This window comes from Shewanella pneumatophori, from assembly GCF_023283895.1.
GTDB lineage: Bacteria > Pseudomonadota > Gammaproteobacteria > Enterobacterales > Shewanellaceae > Shewanella > Shewanella pneumatophori.
Genome location: NZ_JAKILB010000004.1, coordinates 164,539 through 185,077 on the forward strand (window position 1 = coordinate 164,539; position 20,539 = coordinate 185,077).

The 20,539-nt window shown below is 42.2% G+C and carries 16 protein-coding genes; 10 read left to right on the forward strand and 6 right to left on the reverse strand.

The window, feature by feature from the left end; genetic code table 11:
- The first annotated feature begins 608 nt into the window (after positions 1-608).
- Positions 609-1,244: a DUF998 domain-containing protein gene (locus tag L2740_RS07925; RefSeq protein WP_248949499.1), complete on the forward strand. Its 636-nt coding sequence runs from the start codon at positions 609-611 to the stop codon at positions 1,242-1,244.
- 62 nt (positions 1,245-1,306) lie between these two features.
- On the opposite strand, the gene L2740_RS07930 is transcribed toward L2740_RS07925, so the two are convergent.
- Both L2740_RS07930 and ubiU read right to left on the reverse strand, forming a co-directional pair.
- Positions 1,307-2,167, reverse strand: coding sequence for a U32 family peptidase (locus tag L2740_RS07930; RefSeq protein WP_248949500.1), 861 nt, complete (start codon positions 2,165-2,167; stop codon positions 1,307-1,309).
- A 9-nt stretch (positions 2,168-2,176) separates the two neighbouring features.
- Entirely contained in the window at positions 2,177-3,178 is a 1,002-nt protein-coding gene (gene ubiU / locus L2740_RS07935) for a ubiquinone anaerobic biosynthesis protein UbiU (RefSeq protein ID WP_248949501.1), read from the reverse strand.
- A 132-nt stretch (positions 3,179-3,310) separates the two neighbouring features.
- Here ubiU and ubiT point away from each other — a divergent pair, with 132 nt between their 5' ends.
- Positions 3,311-3,823 (forward strand): ubiquinone anaerobic biosynthesis accessory factor UbiT, encoded by a 513-nt coding sequence (gene ubiT / locus L2740_RS07940; RefSeq protein ID WP_248949502.1) that lies wholly within the window; start codon positions 3,311-3,313, stop codon positions 3,821-3,823.
- 83 nt (positions 3,824-3,906) lie between these two features.
- Here the strand turns inward: ubiT and L2740_RS07945 are convergent, their stop codons facing one another.
- Positions 3,907-5,607, reverse strand: coding sequence for an RluA family pseudouridine synthase (locus tag L2740_RS07945; RefSeq protein WP_248949503.1), 1,701 nt, complete (start codon positions 5,605-5,607; stop codon positions 3,907-3,909).
- 361 nt (positions 5,608-5,968) lie between these two features.
- On the opposite strand from L2740_RS07945, the gene L2740_RS07950 reads away from it, so the two are divergent.
- Entirely contained in the window at positions 5,969-6,571 is a 603-nt protein-coding gene (locus tag L2740_RS07950; protein WP_248949504.1) for a DUF1287 domain-containing protein, read from the forward strand.
- A gap of 221 nt (positions 6,572-6,792) precedes the next feature.
- Here the strand turns inward: L2740_RS07950 and L2740_RS07955 are convergent, their stop codons facing one another.
- Positions 6,793-7,050, reverse strand: coding sequence for a YfhL family 4Fe-4S dicluster ferredoxin (locus L2740_RS07955; protein ID WP_248949505.1), 258 nt, complete (start codon positions 7,048-7,050; stop codon positions 6,793-6,795).
- Between the two features lie 249 nt (positions 7,051-7,299).
- On the opposite strand from L2740_RS07955, the gene L2740_RS07960 reads away from it, so the two are divergent.
- From L2740_RS07960 to L2740_RS07975, 4 genes are all read left to right on the forward strand, one after another.
- Positions 7,300-8,328: a helix-turn-helix domain-containing protein gene (locus L2740_RS07960; protein WP_248949506.1), complete on the forward strand. Its 1,029-nt coding sequence runs from the start codon at positions 7,300-7,302 to the stop codon at positions 8,326-8,328.
- Positions 8,329-8,556: 228 nt separating this feature from the next.
- On the forward strand, positions 8,557-9,936 hold the full coding sequence (locus tag L2740_RS07965) for a metal-dependent hydrolase family protein (RefSeq protein WP_248949507.1): 1,380 nt from the start codon (positions 8,557-8,559) through the stop codon (positions 9,934-9,936).
- A gap of 143 nt (positions 9,937-10,079) precedes the next feature.
- Positions 10,080-10,805, forward strand: coding sequence for a DUF3299 domain-containing protein (locus tag L2740_RS07970; RefSeq protein WP_248949508.1), 726 nt, complete (start codon positions 10,080-10,082; stop codon positions 10,803-10,805).
- A gap of 44 nt (positions 10,806-10,849) precedes the next feature.
- Positions 10,850-12,106, forward strand: a complete 1,257-nt coding sequence (locus tag L2740_RS07975; RefSeq protein WP_248949509.1) for a carbohydrate porin — start codon at positions 10,850-10,852, stop codon at positions 12,104-12,106.
- A 114-nt stretch (positions 12,107-12,220) separates the two neighbouring features.
- On the opposite strand, the gene trhP is transcribed toward L2740_RS07975, so the two are convergent.
- Entirely contained in the window at positions 12,221-13,588 is a 1,368-nt protein-coding gene (gene trhP, locus L2740_RS07980) for a prephenate-dependent tRNA uridine(34) hydroxylase TrhP (RefSeq protein WP_248949510.1), read from the reverse strand.
- Between the two features lie 284 nt (positions 13,589-13,872).
- Between trhP and L2740_RS07985 the strand changes: the two genes are divergently transcribed.
- Both L2740_RS07985 and L2740_RS07990 read left to right on the forward strand, forming a co-directional pair.
- Positions 13,873-14,715: an HDOD domain-containing protein gene (locus L2740_RS07985; RefSeq protein WP_248949511.1), complete on the forward strand. Its 843-nt coding sequence runs from the start codon at positions 13,873-13,875 to the stop codon at positions 14,713-14,715.
- A 120-nt stretch (positions 14,716-14,835) separates the two neighbouring features.
- On the forward strand, positions 14,836-16,311 hold the full coding sequence (locus tag L2740_RS07990; protein WP_248949512.1) for a putative bifunctional diguanylate cyclase/phosphodiesterase: 1,476 nt from the start codon (positions 14,836-14,838) through the stop codon (positions 16,309-16,311).
- A gap of 224 nt (positions 16,312-16,535) precedes the next feature.
- On the opposite strand, the gene L2740_RS07995 is transcribed toward L2740_RS07990, so the two are convergent.
- A complete protein-coding gene (locus L2740_RS07995) occupies positions 16,536-17,000 on the reverse strand; it encodes a thioesterase family protein (RefSeq protein ID WP_420833518.1) in 465 nt (154 codons plus the stop codon).
- 405 nt (positions 17,001-17,405) lie between these two features.
- On the opposite strand from L2740_RS07995, the gene L2740_RS08000 reads away from it, so the two are divergent.
- Entirely contained in the window at positions 17,406-20,465 is a 3,060-nt protein-coding gene (locus tag L2740_RS08000) for an EAL domain-containing protein (RefSeq protein ID WP_248949514.1), read from the forward strand.
- The last annotated feature ends 74 nt before the right edge of the window (positions 20,466-20,539 follow it).

Below are 20,539 nucleotides of genomic sequence, written 5' to 3' on the forward strand. Positions count from 1 at the left end.
CCTTAGCAATGCGTTAACACACCGCCATAGAATATCTCATTAATACAGACGTTTGAAATTTTGACGGTGATTTTTTAGGTAAAAGTTTACTAACAATACTTGTGGGATGTTTGTGGCGAATATTCAGAACGTTGCGCTAGCTAGTCTTTGTTTTCTCGCTCAATTTGGGATGTTCTATAATAAAAGTCTTGAAAGATAGAACTTTAGGTTATAAAAATAACAAATGCATTACATTTGATTGTGGGTGATGATTAAAACTCAGAGCTATGCCACGTTAGTTTTTGGCTATTACATATACATTTATTAGATGTGAGTGAACTTTAGTTAATGATTGAATTCAATCATTTTACTGTAAAGCTTGAGGATAATACTAAGCTGTTAAATGCAACCTATATGTAATCAATCGTGCTATCGCATGGGCTTGGTGACGCGAATAGGGGCATGAATAGAGGCATTAAGACTGTAAATAAGCAGACATGACATCTAAGGCTGAGAGCAACTCATCTCGGACTAAGAGCAACTATCTTTGTGTTAAAGGCGAGATGAAACGGGAAGTAATGCTGGTTAATAAATACAATAAAGTTTCAAAATTAGCGTTCAGATTTGGCATGTTAGGCATATTCGGCCAGTTGCTTGGGCTAACGCTGTCTGTTTTTATGTTTGAACAATTTGATGGCTCAGGGTTCAACTTTTTAAATCACACCTTAAGTGAGCTGGGCAGTTATGGCCGCTTCCAATATGCGGTGGTTTTGAATGGTGGTTTGTTTTTTGGCGGCTTATGTGTGGTGTTAAGTTGCTTGCTTAGTGTGCAACTTGGCGACTCCCCTTGGCGTTTACCGTTTTTTATCAGTCTTGGCCTTAGCTTTCTGGCGTTAGCTGCAATGGGCTTATTTCCAATCAATGTTTATCACTTACATATTGTCGCGATAAAGTATTTCTTTGTGTTTGGTTGCGTGAGCTTGCTGTTTTATGGGGTTTATTTGTTAGCGACAAATAATAAGCCTGTGCCGCTTTATAATAAAATCAGTGCTGTATTAGCATTTTTAGCTATGGGGGCATTTCTGGCACTGCCTTGGTTTGAGTTGGGATTAACTGAAGGTAATAGCGCGTTTTACAATGAAATGTTAGTTGATCCCCTAAGGCCTGAGATATGGTGGCCCGCCATTACACAATGGGCTGGCTTGGCCACCTTTTTGCTATGGAGCGCATTAGTGATAAACAGTATAAAAGCTGATGCTCACTAAGGCTTGTTAGTTATAGATCTATTACTAGCACTTAAGCTTTATCTCTAATGCTGAAATCGCATTTATAGCTGTGGTTCAACTTGGCTAAAGCCTGCAGCTTGATGCCAATATCCATTACAAGCTAGAGTGCTATCAGCCGTTGGTTTACTCAAAATTGTCTCTGCTATTTCAATACTCTTAAGGCTATGTGGCGAAACTCGGAAGTAATCTACGCCGAGTTGTTTCATCTGTTCAACTTCAGTTGATAGGTCGATTAAACTTGCTGATTGGGTTTGAATGCCGTTTAGCCTTAGTAAAGGTTGATCATCCATAGTTTGTGCAAGCAGTCCTTTAGGATGAGCTAGACACACTATTTGGCAGTCATCTTTTTGTAAGCCTTGTTGACGTGCGGTAAAGCAACGGGCTGAGTGGGCAAGAGGTAAATAGCCATGACCAAATACTTCAACTTCAAAAGGTGTTGGCGTTTCAGCTGCTATCACATGCGCTAGCCACTCTTTAGACAGCTCTATTGGCATCACAAATCTTTGCATTCCCCATTGGTGTAATTTTTTCAGGGTGGCAAAGTTATAGTTGTTCATTGTTGGGCCGCAAACAAATGGCAGCTTCAACTCTCTAGCTGCTTGGACTGCGCCCATATCGTTAGCTTCGATAATGAACTCGCCATTGTCGACATGCTTTTTTAGCTCAGTGTATTCAGATGGCGCTTCTAAAAGTGCTAGTGTTGACAGTACGACTTGCTTACCTGCACCTTTTAGCATTTGCGCAAGAGCAAAATAATCAGCAAACTTGAGCTGTCGACGACGGCTACATACGGTTTCACCTAAATAAACGAGCGGGATATTGCTGTGAGCAACTTGCTGATAAAACTCGTTAACTTTCTCTTTTTCCCAGCAATATTGTAAAGGGCCTAGTGATGTTTTCATTGCTTGTCCTTATTGCCAGTTACGTTCGTAAGCGCCAAGAGTGGTTGTTTGACCTTCTGCTACTTTTGCTAGAGCTTGATCCCAAGCTGGCTGGCTTTGGTACTTTTCTGGTGCAGCCATATAGCTATCAATGGCACTGCGCCATACGCGGGTGACTTGCTCTACATAAGCGGGGCTGCGTTGACGGCCTTCAATTTTGAGTGATACCACATTGGCCTTAGCAAGTTCTGGCAGCAAGCTTAAGGTATTTAAGCTCGTTGGCGACTCAAGAATATGTTTTGGCGCGTTGTTGTCAGTCGTGGTGTAGCGACCTTTACAAACAACCGGGTAACCCATTTGCTCATCGAGTCCTGATTTATCAATTAATACATCATTGAGTAACGTTAAGCGGTCGCTGCCAGTTTCTTGCCAGCGTACATGCTTAGCTGGTGAGCATGAACCGCCTGTATTGGGGGACTGTCCGGTAACATAAGAAGATAAATGGCAGCGACCTTCGGCCATAATGCATAGACTACCAAAGGCGAACACTTCTAAGTCGACCGGGGTTACCTTAGCCAAGTCACGCACTTGTTTCATCGATAATACTCGCGGCAATACTGCACGCTCAATATTAAACTCTTGCTTGTACAGTGTGAGTGCGCCCAAGTTAGTGGCACTGGCCTGTACTGATAAGTGTAATGGCAGGTGCGGGTAGCGACTATGGGCATAATCGAGTAACGATAAGTCTGCAACGATAAGTGCATCGACACCTGTATCTGCGGCGAGTTCAATTGCTTGATGCCAACGTTTTTCTTCACCAGGTTTTGGAAAGGTATTGATGGTTAGAAATATTTTCTTGCCACACTTTTTGGTAAATTCGGCGGCTTGCTGAAGTTTCTTAGGAGTAAAATTTAATCCTGCAAACGACCGTGCGTTGGTATCGTCCTTCAGACCGAGGTAGACCGCATCTGCACCTGCATTGAGGGCGGTTTTTAAAGATGCGAGATTGCCCGCGGGGCACAGTAATTCCATATGGATGCTCCAAAAATATTGAAACAGGAGTTTAAAAGGGAATGAAGATCATATTTTTGATGTAAAACAGGTTTGTGATCATAAAAGCTAGGTAAAATTCCTTTCTTTGCCACATTTTGGATACATTTTTACATGCAAGGTTTTTTTCCTAACAAGTTAGCTCAACAAATACTCGAAATTGGGCCAAAAGCCATTGCTCGCCCTCTCGCTATTGTTCCATTTGCGTTAAAGGCTGACTTGCTAAAACGTATTCTTTCATTGTTGCTATCAGAGCAAGCAGCAGATGATGAGCTGGAATTTTTAGAAGGTCGCTGGGTGGCAATTAATATTGAAGATTTAGGCCTAACATTTGAAGTGACCTTTGATACTAAATGGCAAGTAAGACCAATAGAACAAGCACAAGTAACCTTTACAGCTCAGTCTAAAGACTTGCTATTAATTGCTGCGGCCAAAGAAGATCCTGATAGTTTGTTTTTCCAACGTAAACTTTGTATTGAAGGAGATACTGAACTGGGGCTTGAAGTGAAAAACTTACTTTTAGGTGTTGAGTTTGATGCTATGCCGCCAGCTCTTAAAATGACAGTGGAAAAGCTAGCCTCAGCGCTGCAAACCTTGCAAGCTAAAGCAGAGCCAAGATTTGCTTAGCAGCTGATATAAAGATGCACGACATTGATTGTGGTGCATCTTATTTTAACTTTGCTGATTTTTGCGCTGACTCTAGCTCTAAGTTAGGCCTGTTGGCTAAAATCCACATCAAGCTCAAAAGTGAGACGCTCATTGGTTACTGGGTGATTTAACGCTAAGCGCTGAGCATGCAAATGCAAGCGATTAGATTTCTGCCCATAAAGATCATCACCAATAATAGGTAAATGTAATCCATCTTGATGGGCACAATGCACCCTAAGTTGATGAGTTCTACCTGTATGGGGATAAAGATATAAAACCGTTGTATTGTCGGTACGTTGCTTTACTTGCCACAGAGTATGCGCATGTTTTCCATGTTCATAACAGACGAGTTGTCTTGGTCTATCATCAATATCGCCGCGAAGCGGTAATTGGATCTCACCGCTATCACCTACAACGACACCTGCAACTTGCGCGACATAGCGTTTTTCAACGGTGCGGGCAATAAACTGCTTGGCTAGTGATTTATTGGCATCGCGAGTCAGTGCAATAACCATTAAGCCTGATGTTGACATATCCAGTCTGTGAACTATCAATGGCCCGGTTGCTTGGGGAAACATTGATTTCATGCGACTGTACACAGAGTCGGTTACATTTTTCCCTGGAACAGACAGAAACTCCGCTGGCTTATTTACGATAGCCATTACGTCATCTTGATAAACGATTTCAAGAGACTTTCCTTCAGCAGGATTACTTAGCAATGGATTTTCATCCATCTCAATGCCCTTAAGCATATGGCTTAAGATAGGTTGGCACTTTCCTTGGCAGGAGCCGTAAAAGTTTTTATGCTGCTTGATTTCAGACTTAGGTGATGCGCCCCACCAAAACTCGGCCATAGCGAGCGGAGTAAGCCCTTGGCTAAACGCAAATTGCAGCAGTTTAGGTGCTGCACATTCTCCGGCGCCAGCGGGAGGCTGCTCGGTTGGGCTGTCTTTAAAGATCTGGTTTAGATTTTTAAGCTCACCCGCTTGGTTTAAAAATTGATACTGAGCAAAAATCTGTTTTTGTAAACTATTCGAATGTTGTGCTCGCTCGGCTTTAATTGCTGCAATGTCAGCAACTAGAGCGTTTAGCGCCGTTGCCACAAGGTTGCACTGCTCATCCCATTCAAGCTTAATCGCTTTTAAGTGAAACTTTTCTGCGACACTTTCTTTGCCTAATACAATGTTAAGCTCTGCAAGCTCGGTCGCAGATTGATTAGCTTCGGCGAGTAAGCGGCGTTGTTTGCGGCTTTTACGGTTCTCAATGATCTCTGCGCGCATCGCTTCAAGTGCTGCGTTTTCTTGTTCGCGCAGCGCTGTGAGCTTAGCTGTTAAGCTATCAATGTCTGGGTTGGACTCTGCAGTTTGCAGCTTGGCAGTTAATTGGTTAAGCGCTTGCATACCCGCATGAAAAAAACTTTCTTGAGCTAGCATATCGAATACTGGCGGCACAAATCCTTTAAGTAGGTTTTGCTCAGCGAGTTTGCCAGAAAATGCAGACAAATAGCCTAACTCGCCATGTTGATTACGTACTAGTAGTACACCAAACATCTTGCCAATTGCAGCTGTTGTATCTTCACCATTAGCTAGGCCAAAGTTATGTTGCCAGTCAGTTTGAGTCGCTAAGTACTCTTGCAGTTCTGAGGCCGCCAATAAGCACAGCGGGTGCGGCTCATAGTAAAAAGGAAAGGTGAAACGCTCAGGTAACTGATAACTATCGATAGCTGATTTAAAAGCGGTAAAACAGTGTTGCGCTGAGTACATGGGCACCTGACATCTTTTTTGGGCTGGATAGATAATTGCTAAGTCAAAATAAGTTTAGCTAGCGAGCTTGCAGTGGGCCGAGATTTTACTCTCTCAAGCGGGGGAAGTCATCTGCCTAGCTATGATTTTACCAAAACTGAAATTGGCATAAACCTGACTCTGTATATTTTAACCTATGGCGGGCGAATTAACGCTGACAGAACAAGGGCTGAGATAGTTAAGATAGACTTAACTAAGATTGATTCGGAATAAGTGTGTGCTTGTTAATGAAAACGGAAAATAGCTAAACTGCAGCTAACAATTATATGATTTATTAGCCTATTTTTTACTTGAGATAGGTAGTTTATTTTAAGGACTTATCATGGAACGAATAGGTTTAATTTTGTTATTTCAAGGATTACTGCTTAGCTCGGCTCAGGCTGATGTTGCAACATTTAATACTCAGTTGGTACAAGCGGCAATGGACAGAACTGCGCACCAAGTTAAATATGATGGTCGCTATTTTAAGCTCGATTATCCTAACGGTGATGTACCAGCCAATATCGGGGTTTGTACCGATGTGGTTATTCGAAGTTATCGTCAGTTAGGAATAGATCTACAAGTATTGGTGCATGAGGATATGGATAGTGCTTTTGCTCAATATCCCTCTAAAAGAATTTGGGGATTAAGTCGCCCTGATAAGAATATAGATCATCGCAGAGTACCTAACCTGCAAACTTTTTTTACTCGTCATGGGCAGAAACTAGCGGTGAGTAATGATGGTGCAGATTATCAAGCGGGTGACATAGTCACATGGATGTTGCCGGGTAACTTACCCCATATAGGAATACTGGTAGAGCAAACATCTTCTGATCAAAAGCGGCCGCTAGTTGTGCATAATATAGGTGCAGGACCACAGCTTGAAGATATGTTGTTTGAATATCCAATAACGGGTCATTATCGTTATCAGCCTAGTTCACATTAAGTCTCTAGAATTCAAGCATTTTTAGTTTAGTTCAGCCTAGCTTTACTTTTTACGATACGGTTGTGTGTTTCAGGGCTTATGCAGGTACTAGTACTCTGGGCTAAGTATCAGCGTGATAAAGTATTAAAGTAGGAAATAGCATAGTGTAAGTCGAAGCGTGTCGTCGAAGCTAGGCCATAAAAAATGGAGCCGTTTGGCTCCATTTTTTATTCAATTCTTGCTTACTCGATAGGTTTGCCTGTAAGTATATGGTACTTAATGAGCAGCTCATCGTTAGATTCTTTATGAGCAGGATCAACTGCAATACAATCGATAGGGCAGACCGAAATACATGTTGGTTTGGCATAATGGCCAACACACTCTGTGCACAATATTGGGTCGATCTCGTAGATCTCTTCACCCATGGTAATGGCCTGATTTGGACATTCGGGTTCACACATGTCGCAGTTGATACAGCTGTCGTCGATTAATAATGCCATTGAATTAGCGTGCCTATAAAGTGTACTTGAACTCCGCTTGGCGGAATCGTCTAAAAGTGATACACACTAATTATATCATACAAAGGGCTGCAGACTAGGCTCGTTGCGAGCTGAAGACGGACTTATATCATGCAAGAAGCAAGTTAGTAAGCCAGGTCTGTAATTTATTAAGACTAAGATGGGCTTAGTGCGAATATAGACAGGCTTTCTATATTTATTTATAACTACAAGCCTTAGTAAGGGGGAGCTATGTCATCAGATCCTAGATCAAATGCGTATAATGAAGCTATTCCGCTTATTCAACGTCATGATGTCGTATTTTTTGCAAGTTTGCTAAAAGGGTTAGATGAGAATATCTACCCTATGTTGCATCAGGCTAAAGTCCCTGTTGACCTCTACTCAAGTGAAAGTAACTATGATTATCTTCCTGAAAATACTGTAAAAAATCTTATTCAAACGCTTGGTGAAAAGCTGGCTCCTACGGAGTTTGTTCAGCTAATCCAAAGCGCATGTAAAAATATTTATATTCCACAATTTATTAGACGTTTAACCCAAGCTAGTTCGTTAAAATCTGCCCTAGATGAGTTTTCTGAGCAGTTAAAGTCTAATATGACTCACACGAATGTTTATACTCAATTTACTGGTGGGAGCTGGTGGATAGTCAGAGAAAAACAAGGAGTGGATCAGGCGTGGTTCACTCATGCGGAGTTATTTTCAGCGATATTTATTTGTGAGTTGCTATCAGCGCTCACTCGTAATCAATGGCAGCCAAAGCAAGTTGGGCTTCAGTCTGCTAATGCCGCTATTTTTGCTACATTGCCACAACTAACTCGAACCCAGTTTTTTACAGCTAGGCCAGTAACGGCTTTTTCTATTTGTGAAAGTCTAATGATGGCGCCTGTTACTCACCCTTTTCTTTCTACTACAGAGCATATTGCAGCAGAACCGGAACTAAGTTGTTTTCTCACAACCTTCAAGCTAGCCATCCAACCCTACCTGTCTATGGGTAAGTTACCCATAAAAAGTGCAGCGCAAATCCTGCAACTGAATGTGAGAACCTTGCAGCGACGACTAGCAAGGGAAGGGGTTAACTATGGCGAAATGATAGAGCAAATGGTGCTTGAGCAAACCTTAGATCTATTAAAGTGCCCTTCACTTAAGATCACTGCGATTGCTATTAGAATGGGCTATTCAGATGCTGCTCATTTTACTCGAGCTTTTAAACGTCAAATGAACATGACCCCCAGTCAATTTCGGCAACAGTTCAAGCAGCATTAATCACTGCAATTATTGCGCAACAGCTCAGTTACTCATTATTCACTCTGTGTCATCAAATGGCTATTACGCTTGCTTGATGTAGGTCATAATTTCATCTAAGTTACATTGTGTTAGCGATAAGTTGTTGATATGTAATATCTGTAATTGCTAATACTGTAACGCTTTTTTAAGTATGGAATGTTACGCGAGGTGAGTTATCACCAAGCATGGATAACTAGAGGTGATTGAATGAAATTCCGAACGTTGAAGATGTCAGTTGTTGCTGTTTCTTGCTCATTAGCTTTTTCTGTTAGCGCAGAGTCGACGCTATTTACCAACGTCAATGTGTTTGACGGCAAAAAAGATGAGTTACTAAAAAACTATCAAGTCTTAGTGGTAGATAACAAGATCACTAAAGTGTCTAGTGAGGCCATTACAGTTCAAGATGCCAAAGTTATTGACGGTAAAGGGATGACTTTAATGCCTGGACTGATTGAGGGTCATGGTCATTTGCAGATGAACGGTTCTTCATTGCCGGATATTGAAAATAATCGTAACTGGGAAGAGTTAGCCGCCCGTTCAGCTGCTCGAGCTAAATCGGCGTTAATGTCAGGGTTTACTACTTGGCGCGATGCTGGCGGTATGGGCGCAGGTCTAAAAAAGACCATCGATAGCGGTGAGCTAGTGGGTCCTCGCATTTACCCGTCTGGCGCATTTATTGGTCCAACTGGATCCCATGCCGACTTTCGTAATTTCACTACTCCTAATGAAACCTTTTATGGTCATAACTCGTCAGGTGGCCGTTTAGGTATGAGCTGCACCGCAGACAGTATTGGTGATATCAAAGCTTGTGCTCGCCAAAACTACATGCAAGGTGCCACTCAAATTAAACTGATGTCCAGTGGCGGCGTAGCATCATCATTCGACCCTTGGCAGCTCAATGCCTATTCACTTGAAGAGTTACAAGCTGCAGTTGAAGTGGCTAATGCCTATGGTTCTTATGCCATGTCGCATGCCTATAGCAAAGTATCACTACTGCGCAACCTAGAGGCTGGAGTGAAAACCCTAGAGCACGCCTTTATGTTTGATAAAGATGTCTATAAAGCAATGAAGAAAAACGATGCCTATATGACGACGAATATGACGGCTTTCTCACCTTATTTAGGTGAAATTGAGGCGATTAATTCAAATCCAGCTTCTGCACGAAAAGCTAAAACAGCCCAAGCAGCTTTTGGTGACTACATTGATAACGTTAATAAGTATCAACCCAAACTAGGTTTTCACGTGGACTGTGTTGGCGGAGTAGCGGCTTGTGAACAGCAAGCAGATCACTCTATTTACTTAAGTGGTAAGTTTTTAGGTAATCACTATACCTTGCTGTCGATGACTTCGGTAAATGGTGAAATCGTTAAATTAGCAGGTGAAGTATTAGACCCTTACTTTGAAGGCAAGCTAGGTGTTGTTGAAGAGGGCGCATACGCAGACTTATTGCTGGTTGATGGTAACCCACTAAAAGACTTAACGGTAATTGGTGCCAATGAAAAATGGTTTGATGCTCCCAAACGCGATGGTATTGAGACAATGAAGATCATTATGAAAGACGGTGTGATTTATAAAAATACCCTGTAAAGGTTCCATTGCGAAATTAAAGGTGAGTGCTTTTACTTGCCTTTTTATTCGCAGCTTTTCATTGGCAATATGGCTTTGAAAAGTAGGTCATTAAAATCAGCGCTTAAGCGTTGATTAGCAAAATCCAAGTTTTAGAGGTAGCGATGAAAAAAGTATTGTTAGTGTGTTTGAGTTTATTTTTTACGGTGCAAGCAAACTCTGAAAACTTAGATATCGCCAGCCCTGATCTACCAACACTGGATTGGCAGTTATTAGCTCCTACTGTTAACGAACAAGATGTGAGCTTGCCTGAGGTAACCGACAGTCAAAAACGATTACTGGCTACGGTGATCCAGTTTCAAAATAGCGCCGAGTCGGCAGATCAAGCACGAGTGACTAAGGCTAGAAAGCATTTAAGTGATGCAGGAATTGATGTTGATGCGGCGCTTGATGCAAGAGCACGTTATATGGCGCTTGCACAGCGAAAAGCAGAGAGTGTAAATACTGAGATTAATGGTAAGCGAGTTAGCATGTCAGGCTTTGTGGTGCCAACAAAATTTAACGGTGTTAAAGCGACTGAATTTTTATTACTGCCTTATGCTGGAGCGTGCATTCACATGCCGCCACCAGCGGCAAATCAAATAGTGAAGCTGAGTTATCCAGCAGGTTTTGAAGTTGAAAATGTACAATTTCCAGTGACGGTTAGCGGCACGATTAACGCAAATAAACAAACGGAATTGGTGCAGCTGGTTGATGGCAAGATGAATGTCACTATGGGCTACGCCATGGAGGCTCTCACGATTGATAAATATTATGGTGATGCAATTTCTAATCCTGTATCGGGCTCAAATCCGCAAGATGGTATAGGGCATAAAGGTCATGTTCATTAATTGATTCATACACATGGAGTTGCGTGAGCGAATAAGGAAACAATATGAATACTAATATTAAGAGCATGCGTATGTCGTTTTTGATTGGGGCAAGTTTGGCTTGCACTGGTAGTTTGTTTAGCCCAGAGAGTCATGCCAGTACCAGCTTTGGTAGCCCAAATACGGTTGATAACACCATTAAAGAGAACACGCGTAAAAAAGAGTCTTGGCGTGAAAACTTGGCGAGTGAGCATAATCTGACTCTAGGGCTTGATTATCAAGTATTGGGATTATCGGCAAGTTCTCCAACAGCTGGTGGCGCTGATAGCTCGGCCGCTGGAGTGGCTCGATTTTATGGTTCTTGGAATTTAATAGGCATAGAAAGCGGTAACGTTGGTGGACTTGTTTGGAAAGTTGAGCATAGACATGGTTATACCGATACCGCTCCTAAAGCTTACTCATTTATAGAGCCGGGTCTCGGTTATATCGGTATGATAGGTCCAGCCTATAGCGATCAAGGTGGAAGACTGACCAATCTTTATTGGAAACAACAGTTTAATCAAGGAAAAACCGCCTTAATGGCCGGGTACTTAGATACTTCTGATTACGTTGACACTTATGCATTAGCGAGTCCTTGGACTGGCTTTACCAACTTAGCATTTAGTACTGGAGCGGGTGCTATAGGCTTACCAGACGATGGGGTTTTGGGTTTAGCCGTTGGCCATATGATTAATGATAATATTTATATCATTGCTGGGGCTGCAGATGCGAAAGGGCGCTCAGATAAACCATTAGATGGTTTTGATACGTTATTCAATGAACATAAGTTGTTTACTAGCTTTGAGCTGGGTTGGACTGCATCACAAGAGCATATTTATACAGACAATTTGCATGTGACTTTGTGGCATATGGACGGCGGCACTCAACATAACCTCACTCAGCCAAGTGAAAGTGGTCAAGGGATTAACTTTTCGGCTAGCTTCTTTGTTACGCCGCAATTAATGCCATTTGTGAGGGGCGGCGTCTCTGAGGGCGATGTCGCGCTTTACGATAAATCGCTAACTCTAGGTGTGGGGTATTTTGGTTTAGGCGGCGAGAAAAATAACTTAGGTTTTGCGGTTAACTTTAGCGAAGTGAATCAAAACTTAGGCAAAGCCTATGGTGTGACTGACGACAAGCAGTTTACCTCTGAGCTTTATTACAATATGAGTTTGGGTGAATTTGTCCAGCTAACACCTAATGTTCAATATATTGATAACCCTGCGATTTCAACAGAGAAAGACACTTGGGTTATAGGCTTGCGAGCTCGAGTGAGTTTTTAGTCGGTTATTAGCTTGAAAATTTAACTTACAAAAAGGCCTCCATTGTGGAGGCCTTTTTAGTGGTCATTTGCTGAGGCTATAAGTTTCTGCGCTCAGCAAAAGATAGTATTTATATTAAGCCGTTGGCTGGTGTGGATTACGCGTGTCTTGGCCTTGTGGCAAGTTACGTAGTAATACCGCTTTTTCAAGCTCAACACCTGCTGGTACGTCTAAAAATACAAAGTGACCTGAACCTAGACCAGCCTCAACGCTTTCGCCTTTACGGTTAATCAGCGTATCAACTTTAATTGTTAAGTTACCTTGTGGTGTCATCACTTCAACGCTGTCACCCAATAGAAACTTGTTCTTTACGTCTACTTCAGCAAGACCAGCTTCGTTACGCTTACCTGTGAATTCACCAACAAACTGCTGGGTATCGCTGATTGAGTAGCCGTAATCGTAGTTTTGGTATTCATCATGTACGTGGCGACGTAAGAAACCTTCGGTGTAACCGCGGTGCGCAAGGCCTTCAAGGTTGTGCATTAGTGTGCGGTCAAAGTCTTTACCAGCAGCGGCATCTTCAATTGCTTGACGATAAAGCTGAGCAGTACGCGCAACATAATAGAACGACTTAGTACGGCCTTCGATTTTTAATGAATCCACACCCATTTTGGTTAAGCGCTCAACGTGTTGGATAGCACGTAAGTCTTTTGAGTTCATGATATAGGTACCATGCTCATCTTCAAACGCTGGCATATATTCGCCTGGGCGTCCCGCTTCTTGGAGTAAGACGATTTGGTCAGATGGCTGACCTGCACCTAATGTAGGTGTTTCAATCTGCACTGCAGGGTTTACAGGCACTACGTCACCAGATTCTGTTTGCTGCGCTTCATGTACATCGTATTTCCAACGACAAGCATTGGTGCAAGTTCCTTGGTTAGGATCGCGTTTGTTGATATAGCCTGATAGCAGACAACGGCCTGAGTACGCCATACATAGCGCGCCATGTACAAACACTTCTAATTCAATATCTGGGCAGCGTTGACGAATTTCTTCGATTTCATCAAGTGACAATTCACGAGATAAAATGACGCGCTTGATGCCTTGTGATTCCCAAAACTTTACTGATGCCCAGTTAATGGCATTAGCTTGTACTGATAAGTGAACCACTTGATCTGGAAACGCTTCACGTACCATCATGATAAGACCAGGGTCTGACATGATAAGTGCGTCAGGCTGCATAGCAACCACAGGCTCCATATCTTTGATGTAGGTTTTTAACTTAGCATTGTGCGGTGCAATATTGCTTACCACATACAGCTTTTTATTAAGGCTGTGAGCCTCTTTAATACCAGCGGCTAAGTTTTCCATTTTGAAGTCGTTATTACGTACGCGAAGACTATATCTTGGCTGGCCGGCATAAACAGCATCAGCGCCATAGGCAAAGGCGTAACGCATATTTTTTAATGTACCAGCAGGGGACAATAGCTCAGGTTTAAACATAATAGCTTCTCTGTTAACGGATAAGGATTCGACAATTAGTGACACACTGTAAAATGCGCTTGCTCATGCAAGAAAGTCAGCCGCATATGATAAGTGGCTTTGGGTCGACCGGAGTCGTTTATTATAAAATATTGTGATCGCCTTATCATTTTTTAAGTATTTTTCAGCCTTTGTTAGCGCTTGTTTAAGTATTGACCCATTAATGTTATTTTGCACACATCGCAAATTGAGCAACTGCTCTAGATGATTTGCTGCAATTTAATGGGTAATAAAAGGGAGTAAAGATGTCCACAGAGCATCAAGTATTGGTTGGATTGTTGAAGAAGTTAAAATCAGATGCCTTGGTTTTACCCACGCTACCGGAAGTCGCAATGCGGGTTCAGGAAGTTGTGAGTGATAAAGATGCAAGCCTAAAAGATGTCGCCAATATTATCGGTCAAGATGCGGCCATTTCAGCCCGAGTTATTCGAATCGCCAATAGTGCCTTATATAGCCGCGGGATCCCAGCTGATAACGTAAATGCAGCTATCAACCGTATCGGCTTAATGCAAATAAAATCAATTGTTACCTCCATTGCTATGGAGCAGCTTTTTATCTCAACTAATCAAATGGTTTGGGAAGTGATGGATGAGGTGTGGAGTGCATCAATTGATGTGACTGCCGCGGCTTGTGCCATCTTGCAGTTATATAAGAAACAGTACCCAAGCTCTAGGTTAGATTTTGACACTATGACGCTAGCAGGACTCGTACATAACATTGGTGCGCTGCCTGTGCTTACCGAAGCTGAAGCACAGCCTGATTTATTTGCTGATATTGAGTTTTTACGTGCCTTAGTTAAAAAGCTACAAGGGCCTTTGGGTCGAGCGGTTTTAAAAAGCTGGCAGTTTTCGCCAGATGTGATGGAGGTGGTTGAGCGTTGGGCCGATCTTACCTATACATCGGAAGAAGTGAGTTATTTGGACTTTATTCGTGCAGCCGCATTTTACACTGGCAAGTTACGAGCTGGTGGTGATTTCGACCAGCGTATGCAAGGGTTTATTCTTCGTGGATTACCTGTCAGCAATGAGCAATTAACGAGTGAGGAGTTTATTGAAGCTTATCAATCAATTAAGGAAAGCTATCAATAGACTATTTGCTCGACAAAGCGCTAATGTAGGTTATATTACAGTCTGTAGTGGCAGTGCTGAATTGGGCCTCTATAGTTTACATTAGCGCCGTTGGCGGGTTTATTAAGGATAAGACATTCATTGGATAGTTTCTGGATAATATCGGTAATCTGTTTATTACTTATCATATTGTTAGTAATCGTTTTACTGCGCCAGAAAAAACTGTCTAACGAGCTCGATAAACTCTGTTTCCAGCTGACAAAAGATAAAGCCGATCCTAGCCTTAAAAATGCTAATTTATCGGCAAAGTTGAGCTTTGTAACTCAGCAGATCGGTGAACTTGCCACAAAAGGCCGTCAAGTTGAGCAAGATAAGCTAACAGAGCTTGATAACCGTTTAAGCATGAAGCGAAAAATGGCAGCGCTAATGCCGTTAGATAAAGGCAGTTTGGTGCTGCTTGATATCTACCGATTTCGCTATGTAAATGATCTATTTGGCTTTAACTTTGGCGATGAATTACTAAAACAGATAGCACTTAGAGTTAAAGGCTTGTCTCCTGATGGCTCGTTAATTGCCAGAATGAATGAAGATGAGTTTCTTATCTATTTCGAAAGTCCGATGTCAGAGTCCCAGCTCCAGCAATTAATCGATAAATTACAACTTCCCTATGACATTTTCGGCAGCATTATCACCACTCGAGTTCAGGTTGGCCATTTGGCCTTAGAGCCTTTTCATAGCGATATTAGCACCATGTTACGTCGGCTTGATCTGGCGTTAAAGAAAGCCAAGACCCATGATGTTGCATTATCTGAATATTTGCTTGGTGACGATGTGGTGCAGCTTAGAGAAGTCTCAATCATTAATAGCTTAGCCAAAGCTTTGCGTGATGGTGAGTTGTATATGGTGTATCAGCCTAAGCAAAGCTTGCCGAAAGGCAATTGCCAACAGGTTGAAGCATTAATGCGTTGGCAGCATCCACAATTAGGCTCGATTTCACCTGCAGAGTTTATTCCGCTGGCTGAATACTCTGGCATGATAGATATTGTGAGCCAGTGGGTGCTTGATGAAGTGTTTGTCCAGCAAGCGCTTTGGCAAGAAATGGGGATTAAATTGCAAGTAGCAGTCAATCTCTCGACTCAAGATCTGCGCAATACTTCGCTGATTACCGGTATAAAAGCCCGTTTAGACAAATATCAGCTTGATGCCGAAGTGCTTTCAATTGAGATCACCGAAAGTAAATTGATGCAAGATTTAGACGGCGCGGTCGCGACCATTAAAGATTTACGTAGTTTAGGCGTTGACGTTGCCATTGATGACTTTGGTACTGGGCACTCTTCGTTAGCTTATTTAAAATATCTGCCTGTTGACGAAGTTAAAATTGATAAAGCGTTTTTAGACGAGCTGGCAATCGATACCAGAGCGCGCCATATTATGGAAACCAGTATTCGATTAGCCAAGGGACTTGGCTTCAACGTAACTGTTGAAGGCGTTGAAACCGATGACGTATTACAGCTGCTTAGGGAGATGGGGGTAGATAAAATTCAAGGCGATATTTTCTCTAAACCGATAAAGGCGAAAGAGTTAGAGACTCGCTGGGCTAAACTAAGTGTGAGTTAACTCGCTTAATCGCAGTATTTTAGAATAATCTAATTCTTTATTGCAACCCGCGTTCTATCTTGTATGCACGGCTTATAACTTGCTGACAGGCGTCCTTTATCATTTAACATCGGGCTTAAATAAATCCCTTGCAAGCTCACTTTTACATGACCTTTTTAACGGCATCAATACTACAGCCACCGACATGAAATGATGGCTGTAATAAGACTAAGTTGTTAATGGCTCTAAAAAATCACAGGCTCAGAAAACGCTTCACCTAAACGAGCAATAAGTTGCTGCGGCATAGGGCTTAATTGGCGCTTTTTATTCATGCACACCATCTCTATTTGCGCAGTTACTGCAGGCTTTTTGCCATTTGGGCGCCAAATCTCTTGTAGCCAAACGGTGCGATATTTACTTTCAAAATAAAAGCGTGTTCGTACATCAATAATGTCTGCAAACTCCACTCCGTCGTGGCACAACATATCAGTGCGGTAAACAGCAAAACCTAAATCATGCTCATCCCATAAGCTTGCCAGGCTGTTAGCGCCAATAACATGTTCACGAGCTCGTTCGAAATACTTTAAGAAGTTAGGGTGATAAACCACACCTGAAAAATCAGTGTCTTCATAATAAATTTGTACAGGGAAGTGGTAATTCTTACTGTACTGGAGCGGTTTAGCATCGTTTGCTTTACTGTTAATAGGCATGGTTTGTGACATGGTAATTTTATTTGTTCTATATCGGCCAGAGTAATTTGAACTCAGTTTAACCCAATAAGGTTCAGAAAGAGATCTGCCCAGAGAGTTTAAGGTGAACTAATTAGCCATGATTGGTTTTGTTGTTTGCCGCTGGCAAATTTTGTTGCAATTTTTAAGCGCTAACGCTTTGAGTTTTTGTTGTTTATTCCCTATCTTTAGTGATGACTTAAGTACACGTGTTAGTCGCTATGGTTTGGCGTTATTAGATGCGGTCAAGTGAAGGCTTCGAGCGATTAAGGTTTTAGTCAAAGGTAAGTGTATTAGTCTCTTGTCTTAGGCTACAGCAGATGTTGCCTGTCATATCTTAGTGAGTAGTTATTTTTAAAGTAATTTTTCAAGGATGATTAGCGTCTTATGGAACAAGGTTTATTACTTTCTTTTATTCAAAATTCAGCGTTATTACTGGCAATCGTGCTGGTATATGACGCATTTCCTCGTAGCTATAAACACAAAAAAGAAGCGATATCCCGAGTTGGTATTGGATTACTGGTATCGGCAATCACTATCGCTGTGATGCTTATGCCGTGGGAATACAGTGAAGGGGTCTTTTTTGACTCCAGAACTGTGATCCTCAGTATATGTGGTATGTTTTTTGGCGGTATTGCAACTTTGGTCGCAGTGGTGGTTAGCGCGGTATATCGTTTGGTTGAAGGAGGCGCGACGGTAGTACCTGGAATTGGCGCAATCGTAACATCGGGGCTGCTGGGATATTTATGGGGTAAGTATCGTAAGGGCTCACTTAGTAATGTAGGTTTTAGTGAGTTATTTTCTTTTGGCTTAATCTGCAACAGTATCATTTTGCTTTGGGGAGTCAGCCTGCCTGCTGATTTGGCGATTAAACTGTTAAAACAAGTCACAATTCCTTTTCTGGTGATTTTTCCTATCACTACAGCTTTACTTGGCATGTTGCTCTCGCGACGTATTGAGATAAAGCGAGATCAGAAAATAAAGCTGCAAGATCACTTATTGTTTAAGTCGCATTTTCAGTCAGGCAACATGGGAATTGCCATTACCGATGAAGATCATCAGTGGATTAAAGTGAACCCCAACTTGTGTGAGATGCTCAACTATAGCGAGTCTGAATTAACTAATTTTTCTTGGCCTAAGCTGATGCATACACAAGATTACTTTATTTATAAACATCATTTTAGCCAAATGCTAGAAGGTGAAATAAATGAGTTTGAACTGGACGTTCGTTTAAAAGCTAAAGATGAAACCATTGTTTATACCCATATGACCGTAGCTTGCCAACGAGCACAAGCTAAGGTTGAACTGGTAATCACCGGTTTACTCAATCGAACCTATCAAAAGCAGGCCGAGCTTGAAAAAAATGCGAGCCAAGAGCAATTAAGGCTGGTGCTAGCAAGCAGCGAGCTAGGTTTTTGGGACTGGGATATTACCGAGGACGCTATGGAGCGAAATGAGCATAGTGCTGCAATATTAGGTTGTGACTTAGAGAGCTTAAATCGCTCACCTAAGTTATGGATTAATGCTATCCATGTCGATGATCGAGTGGCGGTGCTTAAGTCGATAGATGCACATCTCAATGGTGAAACAGAACAACACAAGGTGGAGTACCGTATTTATAACCAGTCTGGAGAGCTTCTTTGGCTTTTGGACACAGGTAAGGTGATGAGCCATGATGATAATGGCAACCCGTTACGTATGTGTGGGATCTATACCGATATTACTGAGCAAAAACGTGTAGAGGAATCTTTAACTTTAGCGGCATCTGTTTACAACAACAGTAGCGAGGCCATGAGTGTTCAAGATGAGCAAGGCTTTATCATAAATATTAATGCTGCATTTACCAGTATTACAGGCTACAGCGAAGCTGAAGTTAAACACAAAAACATCAAAATGCTGCAATGTAATCGCAATAGTCGCAATGCCTATCGACAGATGAATAATGCCGTAGAGGAGTTAGGGAGGTGGCAAGGAGAGGTGTGGCTAAGGCGCAAAAATGGTGAAGAGTTTGTAGTTTGGCTAACGCTTAATGCCTTGGTTGATGATAATGGCAGCTCAAAGCGCCGAGTGGCATTGTTTAGTGATATTACCGATAAAAAACAGGCTGAGCAGATAATCTGGAAGCAAGCTAACTATGATCCGTTAACTGGATTACCCAATCGGCGGATGCTGCTAGATTACCTGGCAACTGAGATCATCAAGGCGGACAATCGAGAACAGCACTTTGCGCTGATGTTCTTAGACCTAGATTACTTTAAAGAGGTGAATGACACATTAGGCCATGATATGGGCGACCGGCTATTATCTGAAGCTGCCAAACGCTTAAAGGCGTGTATTCGTGAAACCGATGTGGTTGCTCGATTAGGTGGTGATGAGTTTACTGTGGTGCTGTCGGGGATCACTGACATTAAAGGTGTCGATAAAGTCGCTAAACATATTTTAGCCCGTATTGCAGAGCCATTTAACCTCGGAGAAGAAACCGCATATATTAGCGCAAGTATTGGTATTACCTTGTACCCCGATGACGCAGCAACCATTGAAGGTATGCTTAAACATGCGGATCAAGCTATGTACGCCGCTAAAGGTGAAGGTCGCAACCGATTCCATTATTTTACGCCATCAATGCAGCGCGATGCTAAACATCGTATGCGGTTGATTCAAGATCTACGCCACGCAATTGCCGAGCAAGAGTTTGAGCTTTACTACCAACCTATTGTTGGCCTGCAACAAAATAAATGCTTAAAAGCAGAAGCCCTGATCCGTTGGCGTCACCCCACACGCGGTTTAGTCTCGCCCATTGAGTTTATCTCTGTTGCTGAAGAAACCGGTTTAATTGTTGAAATTGGTAATTGGGTGTTTCAGCAGGCTGCTAGGCAAAGTGCAATATGGCGAGACCGCTTTGGTGTGGAAGTACAGATAAGTATCAACAAATCACCAGTGCAGTTTCGTGATGAGGGGGAGTGTTTTGATACTTGGGTGTCGTTACTGAAAAAACTTAATTTAACCAATAATAATATCTGTGTAGAGATCACTGAAGGTCTACTGCTGGATGGTAATGAGGCGATTTCAGCAACCTTAGAGCGTTACCGTGAATCAGGCATACAAGTATCGTTAGATGACTTTGGTACGGGTTATTCATCGCTTGCGTATTTAAAGCGATTTGAAATTGATTTCTTGAAAATAGATCAGTCTTTTACTCGCAATCTAGACAGCCAAAGTAATGACTTTACCTTGTGTGAAGCGATTATTGTGATGGCTCATAAACTCGGTATGAAAGTAATAGCAGAAGGCGTTGAGACGGAATATCAACGTAAGGTGTTAGCAGACGCTGGCTGTGATTATGGCCAGGGATATCTATTTTCTCGGCCCTTGCCTAGTGAAGAGTTTGAGCAGCGCTTTATTGAGGTTAGGCTAGCTAATACCGAAGTGGAAAAAACTGATGCTTGATCTCGGCTATTATCTATCGCGGTATTTTGCTAGACTCCGCGCTCACTTTTATTGCCAGTACTCCAATTAGCGAG

Coding starts and splice junctions, on each gene's coding strand:
- L2740_RS07925 (WP_248949499.1), top strand. CDS start 609: ATGTTAGGCATATTCGGCCAGTTGCTTGGGCTAACGCTGTCTGTTTTT.
- L2740_RS07930 (WP_248949500.1), bottom strand. CDS start 2,167: ATGAAAACATCACTAGGCCCTTTACAATATTGCTGGGAAAAAGAGAAA.
- ubiU (WP_248949501.1), bottom strand. CDS start 3,178: ATGGAATTACTGTGCCCCGCGGGCAATCTCGCATCTTTAAAAACCGCC.
- ubiT (WP_248949502.1), top strand. CDS start 3,311: ATGCAAGGTTTTTTTCCTAACAAGTTAGCTCAACAAATACTCGAAATT.
- L2740_RS07945 (WP_248949503.1), bottom strand. CDS start 5,607: ATGTACTCAGCGCAACACTGTTTTACCGCTTTTAAATCAGCTATCGAT.
- L2740_RS07950 (WP_248949504.1), top strand. CDS start 5,969: ATGGAACGAATAGGTTTAATTTTGTTATTTCAAGGATTACTGCTTAGC.
- L2740_RS07955 (WP_248949505.1), bottom strand. CDS start 7,050: ATGGCATTATTAATCGACGACAGCTGTATCAACTGCGACATGTGTGAA.
- L2740_RS07960 (WP_248949506.1), top strand. CDS start 7,300: ATGTCATCAGATCCTAGATCAAATGCGTATAATGAAGCTATTCCGCTT.
- L2740_RS07965 (WP_248949507.1), top strand. CDS start 8,557: ATGAAATTCCGAACGTTGAAGATGTCAGTTGTTGCTGTTTCTTGCTCA.
- L2740_RS07970 (WP_248949508.1), top strand. CDS start 10,080: ATGAAAAAAGTATTGTTAGTGTGTTTGAGTTTATTTTTTACGGTGCAA.
- L2740_RS07975 (WP_248949509.1), top strand. CDS start 10,850: ATGAATACTAATATTAAGAGCATGCGTATGTCGTTTTTGATTGGGGCA.
- trhP (WP_248949510.1), bottom strand. CDS start 13,588: ATGTTTAAACCTGAGCTATTGTCCCCTGCTGGTACATTAAAAAATATG.
- L2740_RS07985 (WP_248949511.1), top strand. CDS start 13,873: ATGTCCACAGAGCATCAAGTATTGGTTGGATTGTTGAAGAAGTTAAAA.
- L2740_RS07995 (WP_420833518.1), bottom strand. CDS start 17,000: ATGCCTATTAACAGTAAAGCAAACGATGCTAAACCGCTCCAGTACAGT.
- L2740_RS08000 (WP_248949514.1), top strand. CDS start 17,406: ATGGAACAAGGTTTATTACTTTCTTTTATTCAAAATTCAGCGTTATTA.